The following is an 11,576-nucleotide window of genomic DNA, read 5'->3' on the forward strand; positions in this document are numbered from 1 at the left end:
TCCTATATCCAGACCTTTCAAAGATAAGGCAGACATCATGCATAGCAGCGAAGCAGTCCTGACTCAGGCCAGGGCAGCCATTGCCCACGTGCCTTTCCACAGCCATTCCATCCATCCCACCATCCAACTGCGCCTCAGCGACGGCGCGCTGATACTCGAAGGCGAAGTGCCGGATATCGTCGACAAGACCCGCGTTGCCGCCATGGTGCGCCGCGTCGATGGCGTCTCGGCGGTGATCGATCACCTGCGCGTAGCCGACGGCGGCGCGGCGGTCGGCGACAGCGAGTTGCGCAATTCGGTCTGCGTGCGCCTGCTGCAGGCGATCGACTTCCGCAATTGCCGGATCTGCGCGCATACCAAAGGGCGCATCGAACCGGTGCGCGAGGCTGTTGGCGAGTCCAGCGGCGAGATCGCGATCGAAGTCGTGGACGGCGTCGTGACCCTGCGGGGCCACGTGATCAGCCTGTCGCACATGCGCCTGGCCGGCGTGCTGGCGTGGTGGTCGCGCGGTTGCCGCTGCGTGATCAACGAACTGGTGGTGGCACCGGCCGAGGCCGACCGCGACGACGAAGTCACGGAAGCGCTCAGGCTGGTCCTGGAGACCGACCAGTTCGTCGATGCCGACCGCATCCGGGTGCATACGGAGAACCGCGTCGTCACGCTCGAAGGCTATGCCACCACCGATGCCGCGAAACGCCAGGCCGAGCGCGATGCCTGGTATGTGCACGGCGTGGAGGACGTGGTCAATCGCATCGTGCTAAGCAGCTGAGCCAACAGCATGAGCGGGCGGCCGCGCGGGACCGGCGGCTCCCGGCGGCGCCGGCACGCTGGTAGCGCTTATGTCCCGCCAGCCGGGCGCGCCATGTCTTCCACGCGCCAGAAGCGCCGCTGCGAGCGCAGCGCGAAGCGCGTCCGATAGCTCGACATCGACATCCCCGTGGCGCGCTGGAACAGCCGCCGGAAGGCCGCTGCATCGGTGTAGCCGCAGGCTTCGGCAACGGCTTGCGAGCCATGCAGGGTGACCTCCAGCAGGGTCTTGGCGCGCTCCACGCGCAGCTTGTGCAGGTATTCCAGCGGGGACATGCCGCTGACCTGCCGGAAATGCCGCAGCAAGGTGCGCTCGCTCACCGCTGCCGCCTGCGCCACCAGCGCCAGCCGGTACGGCGCTTCGATGTTCGCCTGCAACCAGCGCATGGCGCGGTAGACCGGACTGTCGGCGGTCCTGCTCAGCCAGCGTTGCGACACCAGCTCCGGCGTCAGTTGCTGGCGCTCGGCCTGGTACAGCAGCATGCGCGAGCAAGCCTGCGCCAGGTCCGGGTCGTGCAGGTGGCCCAGCACCCGCAGCGTGAATTCCGTCTGCAAGGCCGGCGCAACGCAGCCAAACACGCGCTGGTGCAGGCTCATCGGTTCGCTCGCGGAGAAGTCGCAGCGCGGGTAGCGCTTGACCATCCAGCTCTGGACCGTCCACGGCGCGCCCATGCGCCCCCCATCCAGCAAGCCGAGTTCGGCGGGCAGGGCAATGCCGGTGGCCCCGGCCGCGATCCAGCCGCCCGCCTGCGCGTGCCGTTCCAGCAACCGCAGCGCCTGGCTCGCACCACTGACGATCTCGCCCAGGTGCGGGGCGTTGCGTGCAAGCAGGCCGGGCACCACCACCAGCGCGTTCCCGTCTTCCGTCCTGCGCCGCCGCCGCGCGGGCTCCAGCCCCAGGCCGGGCAGCGCCAGCGCGCGGCCCGAGGGGCCGATCACCGACCAGCTCAGGCCACTATCGGCGTCGGGGCGCTGCAGGCGGGCTACCCCGGCGGCGGTGCGCAGCACGTCCAGCGCCCCGAACAGCATGCCTGGCATGGCTTCCGGCAGCCAGAGCAGGCGCACATGCAGCGGCACGGGGCGGTTGCCATCGGGATTGGTCGGGGCCGCGGCGCCCGGGCCATGGCCGGCTTCCCGGGCGGACCCCGGGGCGGCAGTGGTGGCGGAGGGCCGGCGGACATCGGATGAAAGGGGCATGGCGGGATCGGCATTCCAAATGGCGGGATTGATCCTACCTTGCCGGGCCCGCTACGGCTAGCATCGCCTGGTGGGCAATGCGCCTGGTATCAGGCCACCCAAGCAACGCACCAAACTACGTACAAACGTACAAAAACACCCACCAGGAGACTTCATGCAGCCATCCCTGCGCCGATTTACCCATGTTGCCGCCGCCGCGCTTGCGCTGGCCCTCGGCGCCGCCGGCAGTGCCCGCGCGGCCGACCCGCAGTTGCTGGAAGCAGCGCGCGCCGCCGAGCCCGCGCTGATCCAGTCGTTGAAGGACATGGTGTCGATCGAGTCCGGCAGCGCCAACGCCGCAGGCCTGGCGCAGATGGCCAGCTTCACCGAGGGCCGGCTGAAGGCCCTGGGCGCCACCACCGAGCGCATTGCGGTCACGCGCGGGCCGGGCACCATGGTCAAGGGTACCTTCACCGGCACCGGCAAGCGCCGCATCATGCTGATTGCGCATATGGACACGGTCTATGGCCCCAACACGCTGGCAACCCAGCCGATCCGGCTGGAGGGCAACCGCCTGTACGGTCCCGGCATTGCCGACGACAAGGGCGGCATCGCGGTGATCCTGCACGCGCTGGCCCTCCTCAAGTCGGCCGGCTGGCAGGACTATGCCCAGATCACCGTGCTGTTCAACCCGGACGAGGAAGTGGGTTCGCCCGGCTCGGGCGACACCATCGCCAGGCTGGCCGAGCAGCATGACGTGGTGCTGTCCTGCGAGCCCTCGGCGGGCTCGGTGGTGATGAAGGGGCAGCCGTTGCTGCTGGCCTCGGCCGGCGTCGCCACTGCCACGCTCGACGTCAAGGGCCGGGCCGCCCACGCCGGCGCCGCGCCGGAACTGGGGCGCAATGCGCTCTACGAGCTTTCGTACCAGATGCTGCAAACGCGCGACGTGGCCAAGGACGTGCCGGGCGCGGCCCTGGTCTGGACCAGGGCGAGCGCCAACGGCCCGCTGAACCAGATCACCGAGAAGGCAGAGGCCGTGGGCGATGTCCGCCTGACGCAGCCCGGCGCGCTGGAAAAGCTGCAGGCCGCGCTGCAAGCCAAGCTGGCTTCGGGCCGGCTGATTCCCGACACCGAAACCACGCTGACCCTCACGCCCGGCCATCCGCCTTACGTGGCCGACCAGCGCAGCCGCGCGCTGGCAGCCCGGGCGCAGGGCATCTACAAGGAGATCGACCGCGAGCTGACGCTGGTGCCGCAGACCGGCGGCGGTACCGACGCGGGCTATGCCGCGCGCTCAGGCAAGCCCACGGTGCTGGAGAGTTTCGGCCTGGCCGGCTTCGGCTATCACGCGCGCGACGAATACATCGAGATCGATTCGATCGTGCCGCGTCTTTACCTGCTGACGCGCATCCTGCAGGAAATCGGGCGCAACTGACGCGGCCTGGCGTCAGGCTGGCTTGCGCGCGCCGCCGAAGGCCTGCTCGCAGCACGCCAGCCAGGCCCGCGCCGCGCGCGACAGATAGCCTTCGCGCCAGACCAGCCCCAGTTCCCACACCAGTTCCGGCGCGGTTAGCGGGCGAATGGCCACGCGGGCCGGATCCAGCTGGCCCGCGATCGGCGCCGGCAGGATCGCCACGCCTACGCCGGCCGCCACCAGCTCGCCGAGAAAGTCCCAGTGCCGGCTCTGGCCCGCGATCTGCGGGCTGAAGCCGGCGGCCTCGCAGGCGTCCAGGATGACGCGGTAGAGCACGAAGTCGTCCTCGTACATGACGAAGGGCAGGCCGGCGAGGTCTGTCAACGGGACCGCGCCGGCCCGGCGCGGCGCCTGCTCGCCGGGGAACACGGCGACCAGCGCCTGGCGAGTCACCGTGAGGCTGGCCAGCCCGGCCACCGCGGCGGGCAAGACCGTCACGCCAAGATCCAGTTCGCCGGCGGCCACGCCTTCTTCCAGCGCCCGGCCGCCTTGCTCGCGCAATCGCAGCTTCACGCCGGGATACTGGCGGCGATAGGCGCCGATCACCGGCGCCAGGTAGCGCCCGGCCATGGGCGGGATACCTACCTTCAGCTCCCCGCGCGCCATGCCGTCCACCTCGGCTACTTCCTGGCGCAGCCGCGCCACCTCGGCCAGCACCGCCTGGCTGCGGGCGAACACCACTTCGCCGGCGTCGGTCAGCTGCACCGTGCGGCCTTCGCGCAGCAGCAGCGGGCCGCCCAGCTCCTCCTCCAGGCTCTTGACCATCTTGCTGATGGTGGGCTGGGTCACATGCAGGGTTTCCGCCGCGCGGGTGAAACCACCCTGGCGGACCACTTCAACGAAATAACGCAGGGCGCGGATATCCATGGTGTTCCGGTCTCGCTTCGAGCCGCTGTGCGATTCAGGTGCGATTCAAGATTGCCATTCCAATTTGGCATCGATTGAATAATTTATATTCATTTTATATATTGAATGGCGCTACGTACACTAGCGTCATCGCCGCCTGACCGTGGCTGTCACATAGACATAGCAGAAGACTCCGATGCAAAGCGCCGCCGCCACCACCTCAACCCGCCTCTCCGGGGCTTCATCCCCGTCCGCCGGTGCGCGTGTGCGCACTGGCGCCATCGCGCTTGCCCAGGTGGTGGCGCTGTCGGCCCTTTGGCTGCTGGCCGACTGGCTGCGCTCGCGCCTCGGGCTACCCTTGCCGGCGGGTTTGCTGGGGCTGCTGGTGCTGGCCGCGCTGCTGTTCAGCGGGGCGGTACGGGGTGGCTGGGTACGGCGCGGCGCGGACTGGCTGCTGGGCGAGATGCTGCTGTTCTTTATCCCGGCGGTGCTGGCCGTCGTGCAGTATCCCGACCTGGTCCGGCACCAGGGCTGGCGCATCTGCGCGGTGATCGCCCTGAGCACGCTGGCAGTCATGCTGGTGACCGCGCTGGTGGTGGAGCAGGTGTACCGGCTCGAGTTGCGGCTGGCGCGGCGCGGGCGTGGCAGGAAGAGCAAGAGCACCGCCGGCGCCGCCACCATCAACGACAGGCAGCATCATCATGCATGACACCGTGCTGGCTGCGCTGAGCCTGGTGGCCACCGTTGCCTTCTACTACCTCAACAAGCGCATCTACGCGCGGCGGGCGCGGCTGTGGCTGATGCCGCTGCTGGCCACGCCCGCGGTGCTGATCGCACTGGTGCTGGCCGCGCAGATTCCCTATCGCGACTACCTCGCCGACACGCGCTGGCTGATGTGGCTGCTCGGCCCGGCCACCATCGCCTTCGCGCTGCCGATCTACGACCACCGCGCGCTGGTGCGCCAGCACTGGCTGTCGATCTCGGTCGGCGTACTGGCCGCGGTGCTGACCTCGGTCCTGACTTCCGTATGGCTGGCGCGTGGCCTTGGCTTGTCGGTGATGCTGCAGAAGGGCCTGGCGGTGCGTTCGGTGACCACGCCGTTCGCGGTGGATGCGGTACGCGCGCTGGGCGGCCCACCCGACCTGGCCGCGGTCTTCGTCGTGATCACCGGGCTCACGGGCATGGCCATCGGCGAGACCGTGCTGGCCTGCCTGCCTTCGGTGCGCAGCCGGCTCGCGCAGGGTGCCATCTTCGGCGCCGCGGCGCACGGCGCAGGCACCGCCAAAGCGCGGCAGCTCGGCGAAGTGCAGGGCGTGGTGGCCTCGCTGGTGATGATGATCGCCGGCCTGGTCAGCGTGCTGGCGGCGCCGCTGATCCGCACCGTGTTCTTCTAGGCGCGGGCTTGCGTAGTCATGCTTGGGCAGCCCCCGATGCGACCGCTACGGGCGCAGGGTTATTCGCGCGACGCCTGACGCGGCGCGCGAAATTGGCGCAGAATGCCGGACTTGCGTCACAGGACCGGTGCAATGAAGCGCATCGCTCACTGGCATGCGGCATGCTTGTCCACCTGCCGCAGCGTGCGCAACGTTCATGCCCGGCATGTGCGCCGGATTCGCCAGGCGCGCCATTGGCACAGCCTGTGCCCGGTGCCGCCGCCGGCAAGCTCATCGGGTCTCTTCTCCGTCATCAATCACAAGATCATGCGTTTACCGCTACTCGCGCTGGCTGCCGCGGCCTTTGGCATTGGCACCACCGAATTCGTCATCATGGGGCTGTTGCCCGACGTCGCCGCCGACCTTGGCGTGTCCGCCCCGGCCGCCGGCATGCTGGTGTCCGGCTACGCCATCGGCGTAGCCGTGGGCGCGCCCATTCTCGCCATCCTGACCAACAAGTGGCCGCGCAAGACTGCGCTGGTCGGGCTGATGGGCTTGTTCATCCTTGGCAATGCGCTGTGCGCGCTGGCGCCCAACTACGAACTGCTGATGGCCGCGCGCGTGGTCACCGCCTTCTGCCATGCCGCCTTCTTCGGCATTGGCGCGGTGGTGGCCGCCGAGCTTGTGCCGCGCGACAAGCGCGCGCAGGCGGTGGCGCTGATGTTCACCGGGCTGACCGTGGCCAATGTGCTGGGCGTGCCGTTCGGCACAGCCTTTGGCCACCTGATGGGCTGGCGCTCCACCTTCTGGGCGGTCACCGTGATCGGCGTGGCCGCCGCGGCCGCGCTGGTGGCATGGCTGCCCAAGGCTATCCCGATGCAGACCGGCAGCATCCTGCGCGAATTCCGCTCGATCGGCGCCGCCCAGGTCCAGCTGGCCCTGCTGATCAGCACGCTGGCATCGGTCAGCATGTTCACGGTGTTCACGTATATCGCCTACATCCTGCGCGACGTGACCGGTTTCACCGCGCAGCAGGAAAGCATGGTGCTGCTGCTGTTCGGCGCCGGCATCACGGTAGGCGGCATCGCCGGCGGCAAGCTGGCCGACTGGAAGCTGATGCCCGCGCTGGCCAGCTTGCTGGCCGCGGTGGCGGTGGTGCAGCTGGTGTTCTCGTGGACCAGCCACTTCCCGCTGCCGACCCTGTTTACGCTGTTTATCTGGGGCATGGTGAGCTTCGCGGTGGTGCCGGCCACGCAGGTGCGCGTGCTCGACAAGGCCAAGGGCGCGCCCAACCTGGCCTCCACGCTGAACCAGGGGGCCTTCAATCTGGGCAATGCCACCGGCGCCTGGCTGGGCGGCCTGATGATCAGCGCGGGCCTGCCGCTGACCCAGCTGCCCTGGCTGGGTGCGGCGGTGGCGCTGGCGGCGCTGCTGGCGGTGGGGGTGTCGGCTTCGCTGGACCGCGGTGGGCGGGTGGCGGCGTAAGGCCGCTGCGGGCCGGCTACCAGGCAAGGGCCATGCCGGGCAATCGGGCGTTGGTGGCTGGCCTTCGTGGCAAGGGCCCCTTGGCTGGCCAGGTCTCGTTGTACGATACGCGGAACCCCCGTCGCGGGCCGGACGCCATCCGGCCGCGACGCCCCGCAACAGAGCGGCCCGGCAACTCCCGACATGGACTACGCGCACATCCTCCAACGCATCCACCGCGACATCCAGCCCCTGCTGGGCCAGGGGCGGGTGGCGGACTACATTCCCGAACTGGGCAAGGTGCCTTGCACGCATTTCGGCATGGCGCTGGTGTTCGCCGATGGCCGCAGCCATTGCGTCGGCGACGCCGCGGTGCCGTTCTCGATCCAGAGTATTTCCAAGCTGTTCGCGTGCACGCTGGCCTTCCAGTTGCTGGGCGAAGACCTGTGGCAGCGGGTGGGGCGCGAGCCTTCGGGCAATGCGTTCAACTCGCTGGTGCAGCTTGAGTACGAACAAGGCAAGCCGCGCAATCCTTTCATCAACGCCGGTGCGCTGGTGGTCACCGATGTGCTGTGCAGCCGCTTCGTCCAGGCCGAGACCGCGCTGGTGCAATTCATGCGCCGGCTGTGCGGCAACCCTGCCATCGACTACGACGCCCGCGTGGCGCAATCCGAGCGCGAACATGCCGATCGCAACCGCGCCATGGCTTATTTCATGAAGAGCTTCGGGCGGCTGGAAATGCCGGTCGACAAGGTGATCGACGCTTATTGCCGCCAGTGCGCTATCGCCATGAACTGCGAGGACCTGGCGCGCGCGGCGCTGTTCCTGGCCCACGGCGGTGTGGTGCCGTGGAGCGGCGAGCGCGTGCTCGATGCCAGCCCCACCAAGCGGCTCTCTGCGCTGATGCTGACCTGCGGCACTTACGACGCCGCCGGCGACTTTGTCTACCGGGTGGGCCTGCCCGCCAAGAGCGGGGTGGGCGGCGGCATCGTGGCGGTGCTGCCGGGGCGCTGGTCGGTGTGCGTGTGGTCGCCGGGGCTGGACCATAGCGGCAACTCGCTGGCGGGGGTGCAGGCGCTGGAGTGGCTGACCACGCTCAGCGCGCATTCGATTTTTTGAATGATGCCCGGCGGGCTCAGGCTTTCCTTTCCGCCGGACTGAACAGGTAGCACAGCAAGGCGACGGCCACCAGCACTGTCGCCGACAGGAAGATCGCAGAGTATGTCTTCGATACCGGCCAGCGCCCGATATCGCCCGCGTTGGCAATCAGGCCGAATGCCCATGACGTCATCGCCGAGCCGGCAAAGACGAAGGTATTGAGCAGGCCGAGGCCTCTGCCGCGCGAGGACGGCGGAATCAGCCCGCGGCCCTGCGCCATGATCAGCGGATGCAGCATGCCGATGGTCGACAGCAACGCCATCAGTCCCACCGCGTACGCCAGGCCGCCGGCAGGCCGCAGGGTCAGCAGGATGGCGCCCGTCATGGTCAGGCCGGTCCAGGCAGCGATGGTGGTCTTGAGCGAACTGCGCCTGACCAGCACGGGCAGCAGGAATGCGGTCAGGAAGCCGCTGAGGCTCAGCAGCGTCAGCGCCACCCCGCGCGGGCCGGAATCCAGTCCGTAGACAGTGGCCAGATAGGGGCCGCTCCAGGCATTGCGGAATGCGGTGCCCGCCGCCATGGCGACGCACAGCGGGATGAGGGTCCACAAGGGCGCGATGGCCAGCAGCCTGGCGCTTTGCAGCAGCATCGATCGCAGCGGGACATGGCGCGCCTCGGCATGCCCCTCGTCCCTGACGAAACGCCAGACGCCATAGCAGGCCGCGGCCATCCCCAGTGCGGCGCAGGACATGGCCGGGCGCCAGCCGGCCAGGTGCATGGCCCACCCGAGCGGCGCCGTGGCGCAGAGCGCGCCGATCATCCCCATGGCATTGGACTTGCTGGCTACCCTGGCGTAGTGCTTTTCCGAAAGATGCTCCGAGGCAAAATGCAGCAGACCCATGAAGACCGGCGCGCAGGCCAGTCCGAGGCCGGCTTGCGCAAGCATGGCAAAGGTGCCGTTCGGCGCCAGGATGAACAGGATGGAAGACACCGCGCCAACCGCCAGCAGCAGGGCGGTCGGCCTGCCGACGCCGTACCGGTCGAAGGCAATGCCAATGGGAATCTGCGCGGCGCCGAAGGCCAGGAAGAAGCAGGAAGACAGGGCGCCGAATCCCGCCGGCGACAGCCCGAAGTCATGCTGGAGTTCCGGCGCCATCACGGCCAGGCAGGTGCGGAAGAACTGGCTGAGCGCGAAGGCAAAGGTGAGTACCGCGATGCCGGGCAGCGCGCGATTTGTCGTCGTCTCGGCGTCAGGCAAGGTGCGCTCCTTGGCGGAGCGCCGGGATGAACTGGCGATTGCGCCAATAGTCGACCGGATTTTTCAACTTGTTATTTATTCGAGAACGGGGGCATCGGGCTTCTGCACGGCTGGCCCTTGCGGCTGACTGATCGGCCGCCGGGCGCAGGAGCGTATTCTACGCTGCCTTGGCCCCTGCCGATTGGTGAGCGGCCGGGGAGGCGCTGCCAACGGCGGCAGCACGACAGGCAGAACGGGCCTGGGATCGGCTGCACGAAATCCAGCCGGCAAACCTGCGGCCACGACCGGGCCGGCCAATCCACGGCGGCATTGTCCGCTCTCGCAGGCACGGCCTCACGCCACGTTGTGCACCACCACGAGCTGCTTGCGGAACTCAAAGCCCATTGCCGGCCAAGTCTTTACGTAGTCCATCAGCGCAGTCTTGCCGTTCGCATAGTCTTCGCCATTGACACGGCAATCGGCGTGGATTTCGCCGTCATCATCGCGTGCGGCGTACAGGCGGATGGCGGCGAACCCGCTCGATTCGAGCACGGGCAGGAAGGCTTCGATCGACTGCGTCAGCAGGCAGCACGGGCAGAAGCCGTGCTCGCCGTTCTCTCCATCGCCTGCGCACGCATTGCCGTCGTCGGCGTGGCATGCCGTCTGTGCCTGCGGGCTTGCCATGTAGTGGGAGGCGGGACCGAATACCACGCGGCGGTGCAATTCCGGGTGGTCTGCCTTGGCCGGGAAGTCCATCGTCATCGACATGCACCCCGAGGCCGCGGCACTGGTGCTCTCGCGAAGCGCCACTGCGTCGGTTCTCGCCCATTGCGTGAAGCCACTGCGGAAAGCATCCGCAGCGTCGGCATGGCTGGCGGCATGCTGGAACTCGAAGCAGCCCGCGGGCGCGAGCGTGCCATGCGAGACCTGGATGGTGGTAGACGACCGGCCCGTGCCGTCCGGGCACAGCTCCCAACTCAGCAGTCGCGGTAGCAGCCAGATGTCCTCTGCAGTCTGCAGCCATTCCCCGTGACGGGACACCCGCTGGCCTTCGGCAGTCAGCACTTCCTCAAGCAGGCTGGTCAGGTCGATGTGCTCCGACCAGCTTTCGTCGTCACGGCTGAAGGCAATGGAGAAGACAGAGGTCTGGCCGGGATTGCCCGGGCTGATCTGTGGCGTGTAGGTGGATTCGGACGTCATCTGGAAACCGCGGTTCTGTCGGTCTTACTCAGGGTTAGGGGTAGGGCCGATCAACGCCCCAGGCAGCAGCTTGTCAATCTGGATGAGACGCGGGATAACTGGATCGTCATGGCGACAGGTAGCGATGCGATTTTACAGAATCCCTCGAGGTAGCAAGGGGGGGCGCCGGCGGCGGGCCACTCCGGAATTATGGCACTTGCCAAAAATTGCTATTGGGTTTCCAGCAACCTGAAAATAATCGATGGTCCGTCTCGCGCTTCCGGGAGATCGGCGATCAATGTCAGGTCTGTCTTCCTGTCTCCCGACCATAGCTGGCACGAGACTCGCCATGCTTGCGGAAATGGTTCCGTTTTGTAGATATCCAATGGCACTCTGCCGGTGCTGTCTGCCTCGAAGGCTATGCTGTAGGGTGGAGGGCGTAAATTTTCGATGGAATCGCCGGAGCTTTCCAGCTCATCAATGATTTCACCGTGGATAGGCTGGGTTATTCCAAATTCCGTCAATTTTTCCGATGAGTTGGATGCAATATTTTTTAAAATCTCGGCTATGAGCCTGTAAACATCGGCTCTGCTGTACGGTTGCATTGTTATTTCAATTTTTATCGTTGATAACGAGAGATTTATGAATTGGAGTTCGATCGCTATAGGTTTTCTATTGGCATGATTTAGGATTGCAGGGCCTAAAGGCGGAGTGGTGTCAGGCTCTTGGGCACATGGAGGTGTCACTTTTCTTTACTCGTAAAGAAAAGTAACCAAAAGAAAGCGACCCCTTGCAGGGGGGCTGGCTTGTCGGGCTCAGGGGCTTTGCGGATTCGTGGTGGGCACGTCAGTCCTGCTTGACTGCTGGCGCTACCGGCGCGAATGGCATTGCCGCTGCAAATGGTATTGGTTCTATTATAGCG

At 67.0% G+C, this 11,576-nt stretch carries 12 protein-coding genes; 6 read left to right on the forward strand and 6 right to left on the reverse strand.

Translation table 11 applies throughout. From position 1 onward, the window contains the following. Positions 1-37 precede the first annotated feature (37 nt). On the forward strand, positions 38-769 hold the full coding sequence (locus AC3FOF_RS40110; protein ID WP_017226273.1) for a BON domain-containing protein: 732 nt from the start codon (positions 38-40) through the stop codon (positions 767-769). Positions 770-837: 68 nt separating this feature from the next. Here AC3FOF_RS40110 and AC3FOF_RS40115 read toward each other — a convergent pair whose 3' ends face one another. Then, positions 838-1,845, reverse strand: a complete 1,008-nt coding sequence (locus AC3FOF_RS40115) for a GlxA family transcriptional regulator (protein ID WP_276267520.1) — start codon at positions 1,843-1,845, stop codon at positions 838-840. Between the two features lie 313 nt (positions 1,846-2,158). Between AC3FOF_RS40115 and AC3FOF_RS40120 the strand changes: the two genes are divergently transcribed. Then, the gene (locus tag AC3FOF_RS40120; RefSeq protein ID WP_276267516.1) at positions 2,159-3,418 is read left to right on the forward strand and encodes a M20/M25/M40 family metallo-hydrolase; all 1,260 of its coding nucleotides are present in this window, start codon (positions 2,159-2,161) and stop codon (positions 3,416-3,418) included. Positions 3,419-3,430: 12 nt separating this feature from the next. On the opposite strand, the gene AC3FOF_RS40125 is transcribed toward AC3FOF_RS40120, so the two are convergent. Beyond that, on the reverse strand, positions 3,431-4,324 hold the full coding sequence (locus tag AC3FOF_RS40125) for a LysR family transcriptional regulator (protein ID WP_276267515.1): 894 nt from the start codon (positions 4,322-4,324) through the stop codon (positions 3,431-3,433). A 175-nt stretch (positions 4,325-4,499) separates the two neighbouring features. On the opposite strand from AC3FOF_RS40125, the gene AC3FOF_RS40130 reads away from it, so the two are divergent. The 4 genes from AC3FOF_RS40130 (at position 4,500) to AC3FOF_RS40145 (ending at position 8,259) form a co-directional block, all read left to right on the forward strand. After that, positions 4,500-5,012 carry a CidA/LrgA family protein gene (locus AC3FOF_RS40130; RefSeq protein WP_276267514.1) on the forward strand — a complete coding sequence of 171 codons (513 nt, stop codon included), beginning with the start codon at positions 4,500-4,502 and terminating at the stop codon, positions 5,010-5,012. Further along, positions 5,005-5,697, forward strand: a complete 693-nt coding sequence (locus AC3FOF_RS40135; protein ID WP_488729777.1) for an LrgB family protein — start codon at positions 5,005-5,007, stop codon at positions 5,695-5,697. The genes AC3FOF_RS40130 and AC3FOF_RS40135 overlap by 8 nt, the downstream gene beginning before the upstream one ends. A 306-nt stretch (positions 5,698-6,003) precedes the next feature. Continuing rightward, complete coding sequence (locus AC3FOF_RS40140) at positions 6,004-7,161, forward strand: MFS transporter (RefSeq protein ID WP_488729784.1); 1,158 nt, start codon at positions 6,004-6,006, stop codon at positions 7,159-7,161. Positions 7,162-7,344: 183 nt separating this feature from the next. Then, on the forward strand, positions 7,345-8,259 hold the full coding sequence (locus AC3FOF_RS40145; protein WP_017227319.1) for a glutaminase: 915 nt from the start codon (positions 7,345-7,347) through the stop codon (positions 8,257-8,259). A gap of 16 nt (positions 8,260-8,275) precedes the next feature. On the opposite strand, the gene AC3FOF_RS40150 is transcribed toward AC3FOF_RS40145, so the two are convergent. From AC3FOF_RS40150 to AC3FOF_RS40165, 4 genes are all read right to left on the reverse strand, one after another. Beyond that, on the reverse strand, positions 8,276-9,496 hold the full coding sequence (locus AC3FOF_RS40150; RefSeq protein ID WP_488729778.1) for an MFS transporter: 1,221 nt from the start codon (positions 9,494-9,496) through the stop codon (positions 8,276-8,278). A gap of 333 nt (positions 9,497-9,829) precedes the next feature. Continuing rightward, positions 9,830-10,675, reverse strand: a complete 846-nt coding sequence (locus AC3FOF_RS40155; RefSeq protein WP_488729779.1) for a DUF6348 family protein — start codon at positions 10,673-10,675, stop codon at positions 9,830-9,832. 209 nt (positions 10,676-10,884) lie between these two features. Continuing rightward, positions 10,885-11,259: a hypothetical protein gene (locus tag AC3FOF_RS40160; protein ID WP_488729780.1), complete on the reverse strand. Its 375-nt coding sequence runs from the start codon at positions 11,257-11,259 to the stop codon at positions 10,885-10,887. 137 nt (positions 11,260-11,396) lie between these two features. Continuing rightward, on the reverse strand, positions 11,397-11,576 hold a 180-nt coding region (locus AC3FOF_RS40165; RefSeq protein ID WP_488729781.1), incomplete at its 5' end, for a hypothetical protein.

It is taken from the genome of Cupriavidus sp. 96C5-1 (genome assembly GCF_057798855.1).

Bases quoted from the DNA above. Each gene is read 5' to 3' on its own strand.
- AC3FOF_RS40110 (WP_017226273.1), top strand. From the start codon at position 38: ATGCATAGCAGCGAAGCAGTCCTGACTCAGGCCAGGGCAGCCATTGCC.
- AC3FOF_RS40115 (WP_276267520.1), bottom strand. From the start codon at position 1,845: ATGCCAGGCATGCTGTTCGGGGCGCTGGACGTGCTGCGCACCGCCGCC.
- AC3FOF_RS40120 (WP_276267516.1), top strand. From the start codon at position 2,159: ATGCAGCCATCCCTGCGCCGATTTACCCATGTTGCCGCCGCCGCGCTT.
- AC3FOF_RS40125 (WP_276267515.1), bottom strand. From the start codon at position 4,324: ATGGATATCCGCGCCCTGCGTTATTTCGTTGAAGTGGTCCGCCAGGGT.
- AC3FOF_RS40130 (WP_276267514.1), top strand. From the start codon at position 4,500: ATGCAAAGCGCCGCCGCCACCACCTCAACCCGCCTCTCCGGGGCTTCA.
- AC3FOF_RS40135 (WP_488729777.1), top strand. From the start codon at position 5,005: ATGCATGACACCGTGCTGGCTGCGCTGAGCCTGGTGGCCACCGTTGCC.
- AC3FOF_RS40140 (WP_488729784.1), top strand. From the start codon at position 6,004: ATGCGTTTACCGCTACTCGCGCTGGCTGCCGCGGCCTTTGGCATTGGC.
- AC3FOF_RS40145 (WP_017227319.1), top strand. From the start codon at position 7,345: ATGGACTACGCGCACATCCTCCAACGCATCCACCGCGACATCCAGCCC.
- AC3FOF_RS40155 (WP_488729779.1), bottom strand. From the start codon at position 10,675: ATGACGTCCGAATCCACCTACACGCCACAGATCAGCCCGGGCAATCCC.
- AC3FOF_RS40160 (WP_488729780.1), bottom strand. From the start codon at position 11,259: ATGCAACCGTACAGCAGAGCCGATGTTTACAGGCTCATAGCCGAGATT.